This is a genomic window from Segatella baroniae DSM 16972 = JCM 13447 (genome assembly GCF_000426585.1).
Classification (GTDB): Bacteria; Bacteroidota; Bacteroidia; order Bacteroidales; family Bacteroidaceae; genus Prevotella; species Prevotella baroniae.
Map to the genome: position 1 here is coordinate 57,698 of NZ_AUFQ01000009.1, position 20,510 is coordinate 78,207.

14 protein-coding genes and 1 tRNA gene are annotated in these 20,510 nt (G+C 54.9%); 6 read left to right on the forward strand and 9 right to left on the reverse strand.

What is annotated here, in order from left to right; genetic code table 11:
* Positions 1–28 precede the first annotated feature (28 nt).
* Positions 29–1,075: a dual-specificity RNA methyltransferase RlmN gene (gene rlmN / locus K334_RS0107985; protein ID WP_025879940.1), complete on the reverse strand. Its 1,047-nt coding sequence runs from the start codon at positions 1,073–1,075 to the stop codon at positions 29–31.
* A gap of 116 nt (positions 1,076–1,191) precedes the next feature.
* Here rlmN and K334_RS0107990 point away from each other — a divergent pair, with 116 nt between their 5' ends.
* Together K334_RS0107990 and K334_RS0107995 are read left to right on the forward strand one after the other, a co-directional pair.
* Positions 1,192–2,556 carry a SpoIID/LytB domain-containing protein gene (locus K334_RS0107990; protein WP_051218704.1) on the forward strand — a complete coding sequence of 455 codons (1,365 nt, stop codon included), beginning with the start codon at positions 1,192–1,194 and terminating at the stop codon, positions 2,554–2,556.
* A 43-nt stretch (positions 2,557–2,599) separates the two neighbouring features.
* Complete coding sequence (locus K334_RS0107995) at positions 2,600–3,886, forward strand: MFS transporter (RefSeq protein ID WP_027444798.1); 1,287 nt, start codon at positions 2,600–2,602, stop codon at positions 3,884–3,886.
* A 44-nt stretch (positions 3,887–3,930) separates the two neighbouring features.
* Here the strand turns inward: K334_RS0107995 and K334_RS0108000 are convergent, their stop codons facing one another.
* The 3 genes from K334_RS0108000 to K334_RS0108010 are packed head-to-tail and all read right to left on the reverse strand — an operon-like array spanning position 3,931 to position 8,490.
* A complete protein-coding gene (locus tag K334_RS0108000) occupies positions 3,931–4,950 on the reverse strand; it encodes a S41 family peptidase (protein ID WP_021590149.1) in 1,020 nt (339 codons plus the stop codon).
* A 14-nt stretch (positions 4,951–4,964) separates the two neighbouring features.
* On the reverse strand, positions 4,965–5,774 hold the full coding sequence (locus K334_RS0108005) for a DUF3316 domain-containing protein (protein WP_081658059.1): 810 nt from the start codon (positions 5,772–5,774) through the stop codon (positions 4,965–4,967).
* A gap of 13 nt (positions 5,775–5,787) precedes the next feature.
* Positions 5,788–8,490, reverse strand: coding sequence for a DNA gyrase/topoisomerase IV subunit A (locus tag K334_RS0108010; protein ID WP_027444800.1), 2,703 nt, complete (start codon positions 8,488–8,490; stop codon positions 5,788–5,790).
* Positions 8,491–8,914: 424 nt separating this feature from the next.
* Here K334_RS0108010 and K334_RS15260 point away from each other — a divergent pair, with 424 nt between their 5' ends.
* Positions 8,915–9,070: a hypothetical protein gene (locus K334_RS15260; protein ID WP_238318903.1), complete on the forward strand. Its 156-nt coding sequence runs from the start codon at positions 8,915–8,917 to the stop codon at positions 9,068–9,070.
* A 705-nt stretch (positions 9,071–9,775) separates the two neighbouring features.
* On the opposite strand, the gene K334_RS13740 is transcribed toward K334_RS15260, so the two are convergent.
* The 4 genes from K334_RS13740 to rsmA all read right to left on the reverse strand — a co-directional run bounded on the left by K334_RS13740 (position 9,776) and on the right by rsmA (position 13,598).
* A complete protein-coding gene (locus K334_RS13740) occupies positions 9,776–11,338 on the reverse strand; it encodes a phosphatase PAP2 family protein (RefSeq protein ID WP_081658060.1) in 1,563 nt (520 codons plus the stop codon).
* Between the two features lie 175 nt (positions 11,339–11,513).
* Positions 11,514–12,350, reverse strand: a complete 837-nt coding sequence (gene dinD, locus K334_RS0108030; protein ID WP_025881262.1) for a DNA damage-inducible protein D — start codon at positions 12,348–12,350, stop codon at positions 11,514–11,516.
* Positions 12,351–12,658: 308 nt separating this feature from the next.
* Positions 12,659–12,740, reverse strand: a tRNA-Leu gene (locus tag K334_RS0108035).
* Between the two features lie 54 nt (positions 12,741–12,794).
* On the reverse strand, positions 12,795–13,598 hold the full coding sequence (gene rsmA, locus K334_RS0108040; protein ID WP_021589998.1) for a 16S rRNA (adenine(1518)-N(6)/adenine(1519)-N(6))-dimethyltransferase RsmA: 804 nt from the start codon (positions 13,596–13,598) through the stop codon (positions 12,795–12,797).
* Between the two features lie 770 nt (positions 13,599–14,368).
* Here rsmA and K334_RS0108050 point away from each other — a divergent pair.
* Complete coding sequence (locus K334_RS0108050; RefSeq protein ID WP_025881260.1) at positions 14,369–15,118, forward strand: copper homeostasis protein CutC; 750 nt, start codon at positions 14,369–14,371, stop codon at positions 15,116–15,118.
* Entirely contained in the window at positions 15,115–17,709 is a 2,595-nt protein-coding gene (locus K334_RS0108055; protein WP_027444801.1) for a transglutaminase-like domain-containing protein, read from the forward strand. Before K334_RS0108050 ends, K334_RS0108055 begins: the two co-directional genes overlap by 4 nt.
* 117 nt (positions 17,710–17,826) lie before the next feature.
* Here K334_RS0108055 and K334_RS0108060 read toward each other — a convergent pair whose 3' ends face one another.
* Positions 17,827–18,264, reverse strand: coding sequence for an Hsp20/alpha crystallin family protein (locus tag K334_RS0108060; protein ID WP_021589993.1), 438 nt, complete (start codon positions 18,262–18,264; stop codon positions 17,827–17,829).
* Between the two features lie 326 nt (positions 18,265–18,590).
* Between K334_RS0108060 and K334_RS0108065 the strand changes: the two genes are divergently transcribed.
* Complete coding sequence (locus tag K334_RS0108065) at positions 18,591–20,474, forward strand: heavy metal translocating P-type ATPase (RefSeq protein ID WP_027444802.1); 1,884 nt, start codon at positions 18,591–18,593, stop codon at positions 20,472–20,474.
* Positions 20,475–20,510: the final 36 nt, after the last annotated feature.

The following is a 20,510-nucleotide window of genomic DNA, read 5'->3' on the forward strand; positions in this document are numbered from 1 at the left end:
GTTATATTTTATTGATAAGAGGCGTGCCTTAATTCCCGTGGCGTATCTCGTCTATGATCTTCGAAGTCGAGAGCAACCCACACGCTGCAAAAATGTCCTGTCCCCTGCTGGCACGTATGGTCGTGAAAATGCCATGACTTGTCAGATAGTCGCGGAAGTTTTCCATTGTATGTTCATCCGCCCCATGAAGCGACACGCCTGGAATCTGGTGAAAGCGTATCAGGTTGACGCGGCATTCCAATCCATGCAGCAACTTGACGAGTTCACGGGCATGGGTCATGCTGTCGTTCACGCCGCCGAAGACGATGTATTCAAAGGAGAGTCTGCGCTGATGGCTGAAATCATAATTCTTCAGCAACGCAACGACCTCCTCTATCCCCATGCCACGCTCCGCCGGCATGAGTTGCGCACGCTGCTCGGCAATGGGCGAATGCAAGCTGATAGCCACATGGCAGTCGCTCTCGTCCAGGAAACGCTGCAATTTGCCTTTCACGCCCACACTGCTCACGGTTATCCGCTTGGGACTCCATGCCCATCCGTAGTCGGCCGTCAGTATTTGGGTTGCCCGCAACACTTCCTCCAGGTTGTCCATAGGCTCTCCCTGCCCCATGAAGACGATGTTCGTCAAGCTGTCGACCTCTGGCAAGGAATAAATCTGGTTCAGGATATCCTGCGCCGAGAGGCTTCCTTCAAACCCCTGCTTGCCGGTCTGGCAAAACAGACAGTTCATCTTGCACCCCACCTGGCACGACACGCAAAGTGTCGCCCTGTCTTTATCAGGGATGTACACCGTTTCTACAAATTTGCCTTGGGTCGTCGGAAATAGATATTTAATCGTACCATCCTTGGAACGCTGCGCGTCAATGGGACCGGCGCATCCAATCGTATAGTGCTCTTCCAGTTTCTGTCGGTTGGCTTTGGAGACATTCGTCATTTCATCGATGTGCCTGACGTGACGCGTGTAAATCCATTCTGCCAGTTGACTGCCTGCAAAAGTCGGCATTCCCAGCTCTTTTGCAACGGCTTTCAACTCCGACAATGTAAGTCCCAGAAGCGATTTCCTATTTACTTCCATTATACATATATTTGGTGCAAAGTTAGTAAAAAACACGATAAAAGCGACAAGTTATGCCCAATTTGTATTATATTTGCACGTGAAACCAGCTAATTCTCATCACTATGCAAAAGACCATGAATGCCGACAATACCCAACGGTCGTTTCCCACTTCTGCTTTCTTCACCGACGAGCCCACCGTTTCAGTGGGCATCATGTCAGGACAATCCATCCGTTTTTCTCTCAACCATGTTTTTTCCATCGATGGATTGCAGGCTGTCGGCAGCCACGAGGCCTCGTTTTCCGAAGGAAATATCCTGTGGAACGGGCAAACCTATCACGAACTTGTCTTTCAACCACAGACTCCCGACTCTTCCTTCTCGCTCTATGGCGTAACCATCGGCGTCAACTTCCACTGGCAGCGCCAGGAGACACAGACTTTCAAGGGCTGCCTTCGCCTCATCGTCGGCCAGGGAAAAATCATCGCCGTCAACGAACTTCCAGTCGAAGACTACCTGGAGAGCGTCATTTCCAGCGAAATGAGCGCCACCTCCAGCCTTGAACTGCTCAAGGCCCACGCGGTGATCTCCCGCAGTTGGCTGCTGGCCCAAATGGTCAAGCGGTCGTCCGCAAGCGGCGGCGAGACGCTTCCACCGTCCTTCACGCAGACAGCCGACAGCCTGATTCGTTGGTACGACCGCGAAGACCACACTCTTTTCGACGTCTGCGCCGACGACCACTGCCAACGATACCAGGGCACGACCAAAGAGACTTCGCCGCAAGTGGCACAGGCCATCGCCGCAACGAGGGGCCAGATCCTGACCTTTGGCAGCGAAATCTGCGACGCCCGCTTCTCCAAGAGCTGCGGGGGCATGGTGGAAGAATTTCAATACTGCTGGGAAAACATTCGAAAGCCTTACCTGACAAAACTGCGCGACAACATTCCAGACGGGCAACCGCTCCCCGACCTGACCGTCGAAGCCAATGCCGAACAATGGATCCGCACTTCGCCCGAAGCTTTCTGCAACACGACCGACCGAAAGATATTGAGTCAGGTGCTCAACGACTACGACCAGGAAACGAGCGATTTCTATCGTTGGACGGTCGACTACAGCCAACAGGAAATCACACAGCTGCTTCGTTCCAGGCTGGGCATTGACTTCGGCCAGGTTGTCGACCTCATTCCCGTCGAACGCGGAACAAGCGGCAGGCTCTGCCGGCTGAAGGTCGTCGGAACCAAGAAAACGCTCGTCATCGGAAAGGAACTGGAAATCAGGCGTGCCCTGAGCCAAACACACCTGTACAGCAGCGCCTTCGTCATCGACAAGTCGGGCGTCATCGACGGCATTCCGCAACATTTCCGGCTGACCGGAGCGGGCTGGGGACACGGTGTGGGGCTCTGCCAAATCGGCGCCGCCGTGATGGGTGAAAAAGGATATCACTACGACGAAATCCTGCTGCACTATTATCCAGGCGCCACCATCAACAAGACCTATGCCTAAGGGCACCTGTCACAAACCATCAAACGCTCTTTCTTTCCAGCACATGCTCGCCAAGCTCCGACACAAGTATTGGATTCCTTCTCTTTATTTTGCAGAAGGACTGCCCTACATGGCCATCACCCTCGTCGCGCTGGTCTTCTACAAGCAGATGGGGCTTGGCAATGCCGCAATCACGTTCTACACGGCATGGCTTTATCTGCCATGGATCCTCAGGCCGCTGTGGGCCCCTTTCCTGCAACTGGCTTATTCCAAACGCTGGTGGGTGTCGGCCATGCAACTGCTCATGGGGGCCGGACTGGGCGGGGTGGCCTTCACGATTCCTTCTCCCCTCTGGCTGCAAGGCTCGCTTTTCTTCTTCTGGGCCACGGCCTTTGCCGCCGCCACTCATGAGAATATGACCGACGGCCTCTATTCCGACGCCATTCCTTGCCGTCGAACAGACTTGTTTCTGGGCTGTCGGGCCATACTCCGCCAGCTGGCAAGCATGCTCGGCCAAGGACTGCTCATCATGCTGGCGGGCAATCTGCAGGTCATCTACCGCAACAGTATCAGCTATTCATGGAGCATCACTTTCTACAGTCTGGCTGGTGTCATGCTGGCGTTGTGGCTATGGAACCACTTCATCCTTCCCAACAGCCGACAAGGCGAATCGCGGTTCCATGCGACGGCACCCGCCATCCTGTGGAACCAAACGCTCGCCACCGTGAAATCGTTTCTTCGCGGCCCGTCGGGCTACCTCCTCGGCCTGCTCGTTCTCTATCGCATGGCCGACGGTTTTCTATCAAAAGTGGGGATGTTGTTTCTCATTGACGCCGCCCACAACGGCGGCTTGGGTCTTTCGCCACAGGAATATGGCTTTGCGCAAGGCACGTTGGGCGTCCTTGCATTGGCGACCGGCGGCATGGTTTGTTGCATTTATCTCAAGCGTCATCAAAACTCACCAGGGCTGTGGGAACTCAATGCGACGACGATCGTCCCGTCGGCAACCTACATTTTCCTCAGCTACACACTGCCCGACAGTCTGATTGTCACCAGCCTGTGCATCGCCTTTGCGCAATTCTGCCTGGGATTCGGCACTTTTTATTTCATCATCCAACTGATACACACTTGGGACGGCGAGCTGTATTTCACGAAAGAACACAACGAGTCCTGTCCTTCACGCTACACCATCAGCCGTTCCATACTGCCACTTGCGCTGATGATTCCAAGCCTTTTCACCGGTTTTCTGGAAGAACTTGTAGGCTATCGCGCGTTTTTCATCATCGCGTTTCTGGTCAGCACGCTCATCTTTCTCATCACCTCTTTCCTACAGATAGGCCGCAAGGCCTGACACGGGCGTCCCATAGGATTCGCGACGGGCGCGGACGGGAAGGCCTATTTGCCTACAGCAACCTTCCTGCCCTTTTCTATAATGGTGTCAAAGCCTCGGTAGAAGTCCTCGGGCGTCATGTCGACCTTATAGTCGGGCGCGATTCCAAATTCAGTGGACTGCTTGTCTTTGTCATACATGGGGCAGGCGGAGAAACGGACGCCCCACCCGTTGGGCAGTTCACTGGAGAAAGGCATGCCTGCGCCGCCGCCCGTATGGTCGCCCACGATGGTGGCTCCGCAGCACTTCATGTATTTTACAAATTCATTGGCAGCACTGTAGACCTGCCGGTTGGTCAACACGACAACCTTCTTCTGCCACCGCAGCCCCTTGGCGGGCTTCAACCATTGGGCCTTCATGGGCGAGAAGTCATGATGTCCCTTGCCCGTCTTATGCTGCATATACCCCACCAGCTTCTTCTCGTTGGTGAAGTGCGCCGCCAGTTCTTCCGCACTGGTCAGCATGCCGCCGCTGTTGTCGCGGATGTCGACAATCAGCGCGTTGCAAGCCAGAAACTCGTTCAGGATGTTCGTGATGCTGCTGTTGCCGAACTCGCGCTGAAACGTAGTACAACGCAGGTAGCCCACATTGTCGTCCAACACCCGATACTTCATGCCCCCTGCTATCTTGTAGTCCGTTCCCAGGTATTTTCTTATCAAAGTGTCGGAAATGTTGCTCGGATAGTTCTCGTGGAAACTCCAGTTGCGGGCTATGTCGAAACTTGAATATAGGTTTACATGACCGTCGCGCAATTCCTTCAGCATGTTGCCCAGCACTTCAAACAGCTGGGCCTGCGTCATGTCATCGCTGATTTGCGGGCTGTAGCGTTTGTAGACATCATCCCAGTCGAGTCCATATTGCTCCGCCTTGTAGTCGAAAAAGCTGTAACGCTCGTCGATGATGCGCCACAAGGCCTCGAAGTTGCCTCTCGGATTGTCGGCATACTGCTCCACGTCCACACAACTGCCGAGCAACGGCAGCAACATGCAGAGGGCAATGCCAAGCGTCTTCCTAATTCTTCTCATGGAAACTCCTTTTTTTAAAGCACCACTCCCAGCACGATGGCCCTGGAATAGACGTGCTGTTTCAGATGGTTGACCCGCGCCTGCTGAAAATCGCCCAAGTAACCGACGCGGAAAAGATGGCTTCCAAGGCTGAAATCGATGGTCAACAAGTGGCTCAAAGAGGGCATATTGCCGGGCCAAATGCCCACGATATTGTGGTCATAGTCGCCCTTTGAGAAAATTTCATAATACGACTGGCCATAGTTGGGTGAGAACATCAGTCCGACGAGCGGCACATTCAGCTCATACCTTAACAGATAGCGGCGGCTGCCAAGGCGCAGCTTGTATTGAACCGAGGCATTGGGCGACAGATGTATGGCCGCCCTGGCCTGTGCCGGATTGTTGCTGTTGCGGGTGTTGTAGATGAATCCCAATGTCATTTCGGCCATCAGACCGGCCTTGACGTTGACGTCACCGCGCTGCAAGTCCCAGTTGTAGTGACGCCCATAGCCGAAGTTGTAGGCCCCGGCCATCTCCCGGCCATCCCCCGAGCGGTTGTCGGCATAGGTGAGGCTGCCGCGATTGACGACCTGTGTCGACCAGTGCCGGCCTTCCTTTCGATAAGTGGTGTGTGACAGATAGCTTATTTCGGGCCCGGTATATATCTCGGGCGAGAGATAAGTGTCCAGGATATTGCTGCGTCCGAAGCCCAACATGCGGGCCGTGACGGACTGCTTGGGGTTCGGCTCCACGATGTAGATGGTGTCGTGGACGACGGTTTGTCCCCAGGCTTCCACCGCGCAGGCTGCCAACAACAGGACACCGATGATGTTTCGGATACACATGGCTTGAAAAGTGTTATTTAAGATCTTCTTCGGAGAACAGGTTCAGCTGCCCCGTCATTTCGTCAATCACCTGCTGTTCGCTCTTGCCCTTGTCGGGGTCGAGGTTCTCCGGCTCGCTCTCTTCAGGCTGAGTGTCGTCGTCCTGTTCCGGTTCGGGGAAGCGCAGCGGCTCCAATTCCTCCACCTTGGCCAGTTCCCAATTCGTCAACCGCTTGCCTTTGGCCTTGAAACTCTTTTGCCCGATGAACTGCTCGGCGTCGATTTCCTCCGCAGGTCTCACCGCGTCGACTCCTCCATAGATTACCCTGATGCGTGGATAGGGTGTGTCGGTCAGCAGCAACAGTACCGAATTGGGGTTCTCGCCGATGAAGTTTTGGTGGCGCTTCGTAGCGTCCAGCGTGAATCGTTTGATGTAGGGCAGTCCGTTGTTGTCGGCGTCGTAGAGGACGGCCGTCCACACCTTGTGCTCATCCCACTTCTCTATGCGCATCATGTTGTCCTCATAATGATTGTTCGCATCGAAGTTGGTCACGTAGAAATCGCCACCCGGCAGAATGACGAGAATCTGGTCTTCGTCGTAGAACTCGCCGAGGAAACGGCCGTGTTCGTCGTAATTGATGCGGTTCACGTCGGGGTCGAACCACACCTTGCGGCCTCCCAGCGTGCTGTGTCCATGGCTCTTCAGACCGATGCGGTGGATGGGACGCTTCGTCAGAATCACGCCTTGGGCGCTGCGTCCCTTGATATTGACGGTGCTGAAGTCGCGATCCATGAAGATACTTTGCCGTTTCTTCTGCGGATCGTTCTCCAAAGTCACCTTGATGACTTCGGCTTCGCCGTTCGGATTGGCCGTGAAGTAGACAACCTTGGAGCCAGGCGTTCCCTTCGTCAAGTCGTATTCGCGGTCGCGGGTGATGGCCGACACGTTGAAACGCTTGATGTAGTAGAAGCCCTGCTTGCCGTCGCGATACACCACATTGTAAATCGTCCGGCGGTCGTTGCGCTTGAACACCTGCAGATGGATGATGTTCTTGCCCACGAATATCTTGTCGGCCACCTTGATGACCTTGAAAACACCATTGCGGTAGAAGATGATCACGTCGTCGATGTCGGAGCAGTTGCAGACAAACTCGTCCTTTTTCAATCCCGTGCCGATGAATCCTTCCTGGCGGTTGATGTAGAGTTTCTCGTTGGCCTCCACCACCTTGGTGGCCTCAATCGTGTCGAACGACCTGATTTCCGTCCGACGCGGATGGTCCTTGCCATACTTGTTCTGAATGAATTCAAACCAGTGGATGGTGACATCCGTCATGTGCGCCAGGTCGTTGTCTATCTCCTTGATTTCCGCATTCATGCGGGCTATCAGCTCGTCGGCCTTGTCCTTGCTGAATTTCAGGATGCGTTGCATCTTGATTTCCATGAGCCGCAGAATGTCGTCGCGCGTCACCTCCCGGATGAAGTCGGGCTTGTAAGGTTCCAGCCTACTGTCGATATGCTTCACGACGGTGTCCATGTCCTTGGCCTCCTCGAATTTCTTATCCTTATAAATGCGTTCTTCGATGAAGATACGTTCGAGCGAAGCGAAGAAAAGTTGCTCCAGCAGTTCGTCTTTTCTTATCTGCAATTCCTTGCGTAGCAGGCCCATCGTGCAATCCACGCTGTGACGCAACACGTCGCCCACCGCCAGGAAGCAGGGTTTGTTGTCCTCTATGACGCAGCAGTTGGGCGAAATGTTGATTTCGCAGTCGCTGAACGCGTAGAGCGCGTCTATCGTCTTGTCCGACGAAACGCCCGGAGCCAGGTGTACCAGAATCTCCACTTCGGCCGCGGTGTTGTCTTCTATCTTCTTGGCTTTGATTTTTCCTTTCTCCACCGCCTTGGTAATCGAGTCGATCAGCGTGGCCGTGGTCTTGCTGAATGGTATCTCCTTGATGACGAGCGTCTTGTTGTCGAGTTTCTCTATCTTGGCCCTCACCTTCAACACGCCGCCCCGCTGTCCGTCGTTATACTTGCTGGCGTCGATACTTCCGCCCGTGGGGAAGTCGGGGTAGAGTTGGAAGTCCTCGCCCCGCAGGTAATGGATGGCGGCTTCACAAATCTCGTTGAGGTTGTTGGGCAATATCTTGCTGCTCAGTCCCACGGCGATACCTTCCGCTCCTTGGGCCAAAAGCAGTGGGAATTTGGCCGGCAACGTGATGGGTTCCTTGTTGCGCCCGTCGTAGGACAGCTGCCAGTCGGTGGTCTTGGGATTGAAAACCACGTCGAGCGCGAACTTCGACAGCCGGGCCTCGATGTAGCGGGGAGCGGCTGCCCGGTCGCCCGTGAGGATGTTGCCCCAGTTGCCTTGGCAGTCGATGAGCAGGTCTTTCTGTCCCATCTGCACGAGCGCGTCGCCGATGGAGGCGTCGCCGTGGGGATGAAACTGCATCGTGTGCCCCACGATGTTGGCCACCTTATTGTATCGGCCGTCGTCCATGCGCTTCATCGAGTGAAGAATGCGCCGCTGCACGGGTTTCAGTCCATCCTCGATATGGGGCACGGCGCGTTCCAATATCACGTAGGAGGCATAGTCCAGAAACCAGTTCTGGTACATGCCGCTCAGGTGGTGTACGGCCGAAGCGTCAAACCTGTTGGCTGGTTTGTAGTCGCTGTGGGTTTCGGCAGCGGTTTCTTCCTCTTTGCTTTCCAGCTCGTTGTCAATTATCTCGTCGTCCATAAGAAAAAGAATCGTAGTAATTATGCAATTTCTGCAAAGATACGCTTTTTTATTTACAAAGGCATTGCTTTAATGTTTGTTAAATAAAAGTTGCGACCAAGGTCTTTTCGCGCATTTCCTACTTTTGGGTAACTATCAAAGCTTTGCGTGCCTTCTTGTGGCGGCAGTTCTTATACGCTACCTTTGCATTGTCAAACAGAAACAGCAACAACTGATAAAAAACGAATAACAATGGAAAAGAAAACATTTCAATCAGAAAATGAGAACGTGAAAGATTGCCGAGCACTAGGATGTTACGGCATTACCGACCTCTATTCGTCCTCATTCCACCCTTTCCCTACCGAAGAAGAGCGGTGGGCATATTGGGCAAGGCACAAAACTATACCATAAATTGCGACAACTTGTGGCGGAAAAAGACCACTTCGTGTTAACCACCAATGTCGACGCGCAGTTCGAGAAATCGGGCTTTGCCCCGACCCACGTCTTTGCCACGCAGGGCGATTACGCCTATCTGCAAGCTCGGAGCGGCAACCCACAAACGCTTGTCTACAACGAGCAGTGGGTGGAAGAGAGCGTGTAAAGTAAACTGTGTCAGGTCGGTTCATAGGGCATAGCCTCGGCGCAGTGCGCACTACCGCCAAGGCGGTAGCGTGATTCCTCACGCCACTACGGCTCACGCCATTCGCAGAGACGGAAAATCGTGGCTCGGGAAACGCCAAAACAAAACATTTGTAAAATTCCGAGGTTCGGAAAACGTCAAAACATAACGTGTGTTAAATTCCAAGGTTCGGAAAACGTCAAAACAAAACTTTTGTAACCCCCCCGAAGCTCGGAAAACGTCAAAACAAAACTTTTGTAAAATTCCGAAGCTCGGAAAACACCAAAACAAAACTTTTGTAAAATTCCGAGGCTGGGAAAACGTCAAAACAAAATATTTGTAAAATTCCGCGGCCCGGGAAACGTCAAAACAAACGGCGGCGGACTTTCCGCGGCCCGGGAAACGTCAAAACAAATGGCGGCGGACTTTCCGCGGCCCGGGAAACGTCAAAACAAACGGCGGCGGACTTTCCGCGGCCCGGGAAACGCCAAAACAAACGGCGGCGGACTTTCCGAGGCTCGGGAAACGCCAAAACAAACGGCGGCAGACTTTCCGAGGCTCGGGAAACGCCAAAACAAACGGCGGGACGGCAAAAAAACGAAGGCAGCCTGGCCTCTAAAAAGGCCAACCGCCAAGGCGGTAGTGTGCAGTGCACCAAGGCTATCGAGATGGCCACGAAGCCCGAGCTTACAAAGTAATCACAAAGGCGCCGCCGACCACGAGGCTCGAAATGCTCTTTCTTTGTTTATAGATGTTGGTCTGGATATACTTGTCGGGATGCGCCACAGGCTCGCCCTCGAAGGTGAGTTTGCGTGCCGCCTCGCGGATGAAAGCGGCCGGCGTATGCCTGACCGTGTAGCTTCGGCGCGTGAAATCGTAGTCCACAAACATCTTCCAGGCCATCATCGACCGATGGGCGAAGGTCAGCGACAGGCCCGTGCCGAAGCAGAAGGTGCGATTTCCCTCCACGCTCAGAAAGTTCCAGGTGGCCGAATAGGGCTTCCCGTTGGCCGAAACGTCGCCCAGCACCTCGTAAGCCAGGATGCGCCGGTGGCCATCTGCCTCGACCGAAACGTCGATGTCGCGCTGTCGTCCCTTCACTTCCGCATTGATGTCAAGGCCCCGCAGGTAGTTTCTTCCTATCAACAACTTGGTTCCGAGAGCCATGCTCGCGCTGAAGGGATAGCTGAAATAGGCTCCGCCGCTGACGCTGAACTCCGACAATTGGTCGGACATCACGTGCAAGGTGTAGCTGTCCATGAAGCCTTTCAGCTGCGGAGCGAAGAGCGCCAAGTCGGTAAAGGGACTTTGGGTGAAGTCATTCCAGTTCCTCACCTTTCGACAGGCGCCGCGCATCCGGCCGCCGATTCCAACATAAGGGTTGAAGAACCAAGCTCCTTCCACGCCCACGACCGTAGCCTTGGAAAGCCGCAGTTTCCTCACGTTCACATCTTCGTAATACTCCTGAAGGTCGGGATTGTCCTTGGTCAAGTCAAGCGACTGGCTCCCCACCCCCAGGCCCATCTGCACGTTGAAGAACGACGGGTGGCGTATCAAATCTGTGGAATTGAGTCGATAAGGCAGCTGAAGCCCTCGGTTCTTGAACAACAGGTCGGCCATCGTATAGCCCAGTTCCGTGGACAAAATGCCCAGTCCCGCCCCGGCAAAGGTGTCGCTCACCCAATGCCGATTGTTGAGAACGCGCATGCAACCCGTAGCCGTGGCCAGCGTATAGCCTATCAGACTGTACCACGGACTGCGTGTGAGTCCGTATTCCTTGTGCAGGATGGTGGCCGCCGCAAAGGCTGTCGCCGTGTGGCCGGACGGAAAGGAGTTGCGCGTCGTGCCGTCGGGGCGCAGTTCCCTGGCTGAATATTTCATGCTGTTGACCAGCGTCGCCATCACGGCAAACGACAGTGCCGAACTGACGGCATAGCGTCCCATCCCGCTGCGTCCCTTGACGCCGGCCAACTTGAGTGCCGTGGTCAGGCCGAAGGGCGCGTATTGTGAATAATTGTCCGTGGTATTGTGGAAGTTGTACTGGAATTTGTTGCGCAGGCTACGCACGCTTTTCCGGTCTCTCTGGATGGCCAAGCCCGCCGCCACCCACGGAATGCCGGCCCAGGAGGCCTCCTGCCGGAGCGCGATGTCGATCGGCGACAGCCGCTTTGCGGTCTCGTCATGCCCGTCCGCCCACGCCGTGTCGTTCTGAAGGCCGAGGGTGTCGTGTGCGGCATGTCGAGTCCGCATGGAATCAACGTCATAAGAAACGGAATCAACCTTATGTAAAGACACGGAATCCTGACACCGACATCGGTCGGCACCCACCATGAAAAGCAAAACGCACAGCAGTCGCAATCTCATCGTTCCTTGCAGGATGGTTAGACTATTCAGAAACAAATCTCTCTATCACATTCCTATTTATTTATTCTTTCTTTTTCTTATTCTTCAATGCTTTCCTTTGTTCGCTTGCCAATCTGCGTTCCACCACCTTGACATCCTCAGCTGGGGGAAGGTTCTCAGGCACTATACCCCGTTCCATAAGCATTTGACGGACAGCCGCATTATTATCAACATGCTCTTTTGCGATGCTTGTTTCTCCATGCAAATCTTTGGTCTGAACATTCACACTTGTCATTTCAGCTGCAAAATCCTTTGCTTTTATACTGATAGTAGGAAGAAAGTCTGCCAAAGGACGCTTTTCTGGTATTCCCATACGCCGCTTCAACATAGCGGTATTCAATCGGAATAGCGCTTGGTCGCCCTTAGAACGTATCACAGCAAAGCTTCTATCGTTGATTCCACGCTCATATAATACTCCTGAAAGTTTACGTTCCGTTTCTTGTAGCTTTGCACGTGCCTTCACTCGCTCCATGTCAATAAGTCGTTGCTCTATAAGTTCTGCGCGACGTGTTTGTACTGCAAAATAGGTCTGGGCAAATGCTATCTGCGGCTTACGTGGGTCGCCATTCTGGGCAACAAGATAGCAAGCATAACGTGTAAGCATGATATCATCTATTTGACGTTCGGCACCAGAACCTATAACAACCATTTTATTGACGTCGATAAAATGGTCTTCTATGTTCTGCCCTACATTGGAACATGCTTCTTTGGCCTTTGTCACTACTTTAATGAAGTTTTGCCAAAGTTTATACCCCAACAACGAGCACAAATCTCTCGCACTCCAACATTCCACATCATTAAGTACACATGAGGCTTGTTCAAACTGTAAAAACAATGACTGTATCTCTTCTCTTTTCATTTCTTCTTTAAATTCTTCAAACCGTAACAAGGCTTTTCGTCAACATCTAAGTTTTTACTCGTCAGACATCACTTAGACTTGTTGTCCTCCATGTCGTTTATGTTGTCAAATAGTTTGGAAGCACAAAGTCAACAACTTTTCATCGGGATAACGAACAGTGATAATTGTATATTGTGTCAATTCATGTTTTCCGTGTTTAAAAGATGACAATGTGACTGACAACGAATCATGTCGGCAAGATATTGGCAGTTTCATGAACGCAAAAATCCAAACAATTGGTACGCCAATTCGTTTGGATTTTGCATGCGTGCGCCTGACAGGACTCGAACCTGCACAGCGTGAACCACCAGATCCTAAGTCTGGCGCGTCTACCAATTCCGCCACAGGCGCATGACGGGTGCAAAATTAATGCTTTTCCGGGGAACCGCAAAATAAAACAAGTGTTTATTTGTTCAGCCTGTCGAGCGCCTCCTCCACGATGTTGGTCAGCTCCACGAACTGGGCCACCGTGAGCTGTTCGGGCCGCTTCGTCATGACCTCCAGGGCGAAGAAGTCGGCTCCGGGCTTGTCGGCCGCGAACATTTGCTTGACCGACACGCGCAGCATTTTGCGCCTTTGGTTGAACACGGTCTTGACCAATCGCTTGAAAAGCCGCTCGTTGCACCCCAAATCCGTCACGCCATTGCGGGTCATCCGGATGACGGCGCTCTTCACCTTGGGCGGCGGATTGAACACGTTTTCGTCCACCGTGAAGAGATATTCCACGTCATACCACGCCTGGATGAGCACCGACAGAATGCCGTAGGCCTTGTTGCCCGGCACGCCGGCTATGCGCTGGGCCACCTCACGCTGAATCATACCCGTGCAACAAGGTATCAAATCCTTGTAATCGAGCATTTTGAAGAATATCTGACTGGAGATGTCATACGGGTAATTGCCCGTCAGGACAAAGGGTTGGCCGTCGAATATCCGATTCAAATCCATGCGGAGAAAGTCTTCTCCGATGATATTCTCACGCAACTTGGGGAACGCTTCGTGCAGATAAGCCACGCTTTCGGCGTCTATCTCCACAGCTTTCACGGGGCGGCCTTTCGTCACCAGATACTGCGTGAGCACCCCCATGCCGGGTCCGATTTCCAAGACGGGGATGTCGGGACAGGCATCCACCGTGTCGGCGATGCGACGGGCGATGTCCAAGTCGGTCAGGAAATGCTGACCCAAATGCTTCTTTGGCTTGACTGCTTTCATTCGACAACGGGTTGATAATCCGCTGCAAAAGTACGAATTTCTTTTCGATTCCATGGTGAAGGGAGGCCAAACTTCCGTCATCTCTTTGCGAATCGCTTCATAAACCTTGTGAAGCTGCCGCCCAAATCGCTTTTCTTTCCGACCGAACTCTATAAGATTTATCCACATTCTGTATAAAAACTTTACTAAAAAAGCGTTCGGGAAAACGGTCGAAACAGCGCGTTTTCCCCCTTCTTTCGCATCATTCCAACGACGCAAGCAGCCCCATGCGGGCGTGAATCTCATGCTTTGGCTGCTCGTCGCTGCGCCTTCACCTTGCCATTGCCACGTTTTCAGCCCGTCATCGCCGTTCTTTGAGTTGCCAAAAGGGCTGCAATGAGCGCGTAAAAGCTGTGCTTTGACGAGACGAAAGGGGGCAAGAAGCGGAACGTCCGCATGTAATCATCTGATTATAAAACAAATAGGGAAACCGTCGTAGAATCGTTTTTTCACGGCCGAAGCGTAATTGTTTTGAAACAACGCCTGCATTTTGAGCCTTTTGTAAAGTTATTTCAGAACTTGCAAAAGACGTGGATTCTGCGGACCCCCATGGGCAACGCCAACCCATGGAGCGGAGATATCGTGGCGTTTCACGTACAGACAGGCCGACAAAACCATCTCGTCTGCCAACTCTTTCAATCCTTGAAGAGTTTTACGGCCAAATCATTCCGTATTGGAATAAATTTAGTAGCTTTGCAATATCAATGGTCTTAAACTCAAAATCTTTCCTTATGAACCGCAACGAATTTGAAATCGAGGTCTGCGCCAACAGTGTCGAGAGCTGCGTCGAGGCTCAACTGGGCGGCGCCGACCGCGTGGAGCTGTGTGCCGGCATACCCGAAGGCGGCACGACGCCCTCCTACGGCGAAATCAAGATGGCGCGACGGCTGCTCAAAGCCACCCGCCTGCACGTCATCATCCGCAACCGGGGGGGCGACTTCCTGTATTCGCCGCTCGAACTGGAGCGCATGGCCATGGACATCGACCTGTGCCGGGAGCTTGGCGTGGACGGAGTGGTCTTCGGCTGCCTGACGCCGGACGGACTCATCGACCGCGAAGCCAACGCCATGCTGATGCAACATGTCGGCCGGATGCACGCCACGTTCCACCGGGCGTTCGACCGTTGCCGCCAACCGCTGGAGGCCTTGGAAGAAATCGCGGCCCTGGGCTTCGACCGCATCCTCACTTCGGGACAGCAACCCACGGCCGACCAAGGTGTCGCGTTGCTGCGCCAACTGAACGAAAGGGCCGGCCAACGCCTGAAAATCATGGCCGGTTGCGGCGTCAACGAGCGGAACATCGCCATCATCCGCCGCGAGACGGGCGTCAGCAACTTCCATTTCTCGGCCCGCGAACCGCAACCCAGCCTCATGAAATACTTCAATCCATCCGTTTACATGGGCACGAAGGGGGCCGAAGAGGCCAACGTCATGCTCACCACCCGCCAACGCGTAAAAAACACTATTAACCAATTGTTATGAAAAAAACATTTCTTTCTCTGCTGCTTTTCGCTGTGACAATCGCGTCACAGGCGCAGCATTTCATCACCGACGCGGCCTACCGACAGAAAACCGAGACCGCTTTCCAACAAAAGATGAAGCTCATCGGCTCGCAGTTCTACAACGTCAACGGGCTCAAGGCCACCCCCGAGGAGCAGGAGGCACTGCGCTTTCTCTATGCCTACATGCCCGTGGCCGACGCCACCGACTATCCTACGGCCTATCACCTCAACAATGTGCGCACCGCCTTGCAGACCCGACGCGAGATGGCATGGGGAACGACCGTGCCCGAACTGCTCTTCCGCCACTTCGTCGTGCCCATGCGGGTCAACAACGAACCGCTCGACGACTCGCGTGCCTTGTTTTTCAAGGAACTGAAGCAGCGCGTGAAGGGACTGTCGATGAAAGACGCCATTCTTGAAGTGAACCACTGGTGCCACGAACGCGTCACCTACGAGCCGTCAGACGCCCGCACGTCGTCGCCGCTGCAAAGCATTCGCACGGGCCGGGGCCGCTGCGGCGAAGAGAGCACGTTCACCGTGGCCGCCCTCCGCTCCATCGGCATTCCCGCCCGACAGGTCTATACGCCACGATGGGCCCACACCGACGACAACCACGCATGGGTGGAAGCGTGGGCCGACGGCAAGTGGTACTTCCTGGGAGCCTGCGAACCCGAGCCTGTGCTGAACCTTGGCTGGTTCAACGCGCCTGCTTCGAGGGCCATGCTGATGCACACCCGCGCCTTCGGCGACTATCGCGGGCCGGAGGAGGTCATGCTCCGGACGGGCAACTTCACCGAAATCAACCTGATCGACAACTACGGCAGTTCGGCACGGACCGACTTCAAGGTGGTGGACCGCAACGGCAAGCCCGTGAACGACGCGCGCGTGGACTTCAAAATCTACAATTACGCCGAGTTCTACACGGCCGCTTCCAAATACACCGACGCCAAGGGAGAGACCTTTCTCACGGCGGGCGAGGGCGACATGCTCGTCTGGGCGTCGAAGAACGGCCGCTTCGGCTATGCCAAGGCTTCGTTCGGCAAGGACAAACGCATCATCATCAAACTCGATTACGACCAGTCCACACGCCTGACAGGCCAGGAAATCGACATCGTCCCGCCGTCTGAAAAGGCCAACCTGCCCACGGTCACGCCGGCACAACGCCAGGAAAACGACCGCCGCTTCGCCTTCGAAGACTCCATCCGCAACGCCTACATCGCCACCTTCCCCAGCGAGGAGAGCATGAAAGGTTATGCCCATCCCGACGCTACACCTTATATTATAAAGGCACGGGGCAACTGGCGGGTCATCAAAGACTTCGTAGAGCAGAACACCAATCGGCAGGAAAGGGCGTTGAAACTTCTCTCCACGCTGAGCAACAAGGACCTGCGCGACATGCAACGCGACATTCTCGACGACAACATGAATGCCAAGAGCAACCAACTCGGCCCGCGCGTGGAGAACGAACTCATCATCACACCCTTCAAGCAAGCGCTCTACGACGCCTTCAGCGCGGCCGAACGGCAGCGTTTCCAACAAGACCCGGCGTTGCTGGTGGACTGGATTCGCACGCATGTCAAGCTGAATCCCGACACGCGCGCCATGCGCATTCCGCAGACACCGATGGGCGTCTGGAAATCACGGCTGACCGACGCGCGCTCGCGCGACATCTTCTTTGTCGACATGGCCCGCAGTCTCGACATCGAAGCGCAGAAGGATGTGGTCACCCAAAAGGTGCAGTACCGCCACAACGGACAATGGATGGACGTCAACTTCAACCAGACCACACCGTCGGTAGCCCGCACCGGCACGCTCGTGCTCGACTATCAGCCCACGCCGCTGCTGGACAACCCCAAGTATTACAGTTATTTCACCATCAGCAAGATTGTCGACGGCCGCACGCAACTGCTCAACTTCGACGAAGGACAGGTCGACATGGGCGGCGGCACCTCATGGGCCGGCGTCTTCAAGGACGGCACCCAGTTGGACGAAGGCACCTACCTGCTCGTCACGGGACAGCGGCTGGCCGACGGCAGCGCGCTGACACGCAACTCCATCTTCCATATTGAAGCGGGAAAGACCACCCACGTCGACCTGAAGATACGCGAAACGACCGACGGGGTCAAGGTAATCGGCAACTTCGACAGCGAGTCCAAGCTGATGAAAGACGGCAAGGAAGTGAGCATTCTCTCGCAGACGGGCCGCGGCTACTTCGTCGTCGGCGTGCTCGGTGTGGGCCAGGAACCCACCAACCACGCCCTGCACGACATCGCCAAGCTGCGCGACAAGCTCGACCAATGGGGCCGGCCTTTCGTGCTTCTCTTTGAGAATGAGGCGGCGGCGCGGAAGTTCAACAAGGCCGAATTTGGCCAGTTGCCCAAGAACACCATCTTCGGTATCGACCAAGACGGCAAGATCAAGCACCAGATCGCTACGCAGATGAAACTGAAAAACGAAACGCAACTGCCGATGTTCGTCATCGCCGACACGTTCAACCGCGTGGTCTTTGTGAGCCAAGGCTACACCATCGGCCTCGGCGAGCAAATCCTGAAGGTGGCGCAGAAGCTCTAACCTCGCGCCAATCCCAACAAAAAAAGCTTTTGAAAAGAGGCTCGATGTCCTCTTTTCAAAAGCTTTTCTCATTCATACAAGGGCCTGCGGCACCGCCACAGGCCCATGCTTACAATTCTATCCGACGGTAATGCTGCGCTGAATCTTCTTCTCCTCCTTCGCCAACTTCGGCATGTTGATGGTCAGCACGCCATTGTCGACCTTGGCCGAGATGTGCTCCTTGTCCACATCCTCGGGCAGCGTGTAGATTTGTTGATAGTTGGAGTAGGAGAACTCGCGGCGCAGATAGTGCTCTTTCTTCTCGCCCTTGCTTTCCTCTTTGTGCTCCATCTTGTTCTCAATGGCCAACTCCAAGTCGCCGTCATCGTTGATCGCAACCCTGCAAAACTCCTTTTTGATACCCGGAACGGCTATCTCCATCGTGTAGTGCTGGGCGTCTTCCTTCACATTGACGGCCGGAGCCGTAGCATTCATCCTATTCAATGCCCTGTTGTCAATGAACTCATTGAAAGCATTGTCAAACCAATCATTCGATCTCAATACTGGAAACAACATAATAAATACCTCCGATTATATTTTAAATTAAACTCTCCAACGAGCTGATTTTCAAGCTTCTTGCGGCTCTCATCAGCTTCACTGGACATCATGCAACAAGCATGCCGCGCCACCCGACGCGCCATGCCGTGCCAAGGCTGTCAGTATAGTTTAAAATAATTCACTTATGCTGACAGAAGTGGCACGTTTTTTTAAACGTCGTTCAGCATTGGCGCCACCTGAATGCAAGTTTGCAACCGGGTTGCACGAAAGACAATGTATCTTTGCGACGGCGCAAGGGGAAGACAAACCTTCGCCGCCCGTTCGCAAACCCACATTCAGACAATATGAATAAGAAACTTTTGAGAATCATTCTGACGGCCGTGCTGCTGGGCGCAGCTTATCTGGCCGAGCGTAATTTGCATCTACAGATGTGGCAACTGCTGCTCGTCTATCTCGTGCCCTACGTGCTGATCGGCTACGACGTGCTGGCCGAAGCCTGGGAAGGAATCACCGAGGGCGACCCGTTCGACGAGGATTTCCTCATGAGTATCGCCACCGTCGGCGCGTTGCTCATCGGCTTTCTGCCCGGTGCCGAGCACCAAATGCCCGAAGCTGTCTTCGTCATGCTCTTCTTCCAGCTGGGCGAACTCTTCGAAGACTATGCCGAAGACCGCAGCCGCGAATCCATCGCGAAGATGATGGACCTGCGTCCCGACACGGCCAACGTGGAGCGTGAAGGCCACGTGGTGACGGTGAGTCCCGACGAAGTGCGGGTGGGTGAGGTCATCATCGTCAAGCCCGGAGAGAAGATTCCGCTGGACGGAACGGTCATGGAGGGCAGCTCGGCCCTCAACACCGTGGCCCTGACGGGCGAGAGCATGCCGCGCGACGTGGGCCGGGGGGATGAAGTCATCTCGGGATGTGTCAACATTTCGGGCCTCATCAAGGTGAAGACGGAGAAGACTTTCGGCGAGTCGACAGCCATGAAAATCATCAACCTGGTGGAAAACGCAGGCGAAAACAAGTCGCGCAGCGAGACGTTCATCCGTCGGTTCGCCCATGTCTACACGCCCGCCGTGGTGCTGCTGGCCGTCGTCCTGGCCCTCGTGCCGCCGCTCTTCGCCGACCATTACGCCACCGCCTTCCCCATCTGGCTATATCGTGCGCTCACGTTCCTCGTGGTGTCGTGCCCCTGCGCGCTGGTCATCTCCATCCCGCTGACCTTCTTTGCGGGCATTGGCGGAGCCTCGCGCCATGGCATTCTCATCAAGGGAGGCAACTTCATGGACGCGCTGGCCAAGACCCGCACCGTCGTTTTCGACAAGACGGGAACGCTGACGCGGGGCGAGTTTGCCGTAGACGCGGTGCATCCCGACCACCTCGACCCCACGGAGCTGCTCCATCTGGCCGCCCACGTGGAACGCTACTCCACCCACCCCATCGCCGCCAGCCTGCGAACGGCCTATCCCCAGGAGCACGACGGCTGCTCGGTGGACGACGTCGAGGAGATTGCCGGCCAGGGAATCCGGGCACAGGTGAACGGGAAGACCGTCTGCGTGGGCAACGAGAAGCTGATGGAGACCATCGGCGCAAAGCTGCACGCGTGTCCTAAATGTCAACAAAACATCGGTACGGTGGTGCATGTGGCCGTCGACGGCGAATACGCGGGCCACGTCGTCATCGCCGACAGGGTGAAACCCGACGCCAAGGAAGCCGTCAGTCGGCTGAAAGCCTTGGGCGTGGCGCGCACCGTCATGCTGACGGGTGACCGCCGGGAGGTGGCCGAACACGTGGCCGCGCAGCTCCATCTGGACGAATACCACGCCCAACTGCTGCCTGCCGACAAGGTGAAGGCCGTGGAAAAGCTGCTCGACGAGACCACCGCAGAAGGCCGGTTGGCCTTCGTTGGCGACGGTATCAACGACGCGCCGGTGCTCGCTCGCGCCGACATCGGCATTGCCATGGGCAGCCTGGGCTCCGACGCGGCCATCGAAGCGGCCGACGTGGTGCTGATGGACGACAAGCCGTCGAAGGTGGCCAAGGCCATCCGCATCGCCCGGCGCACCATCGCCATCGCCCGACAGAACGCCTGGTTCGCCATCGGCGTCAAGGTAGCCGTGCTCGTTCTGGCCACGGGCGGCCTCGCCTCGATGGGCCTCGCCGTCTTCGCCGACGTAGGCGTGATGGTGCTGGCGGTATTAAACGCAATGCGTGCGCTCAGGCAGTGAGCGCACGCATCAAGGAAATCCAATTGCATTTCCTTT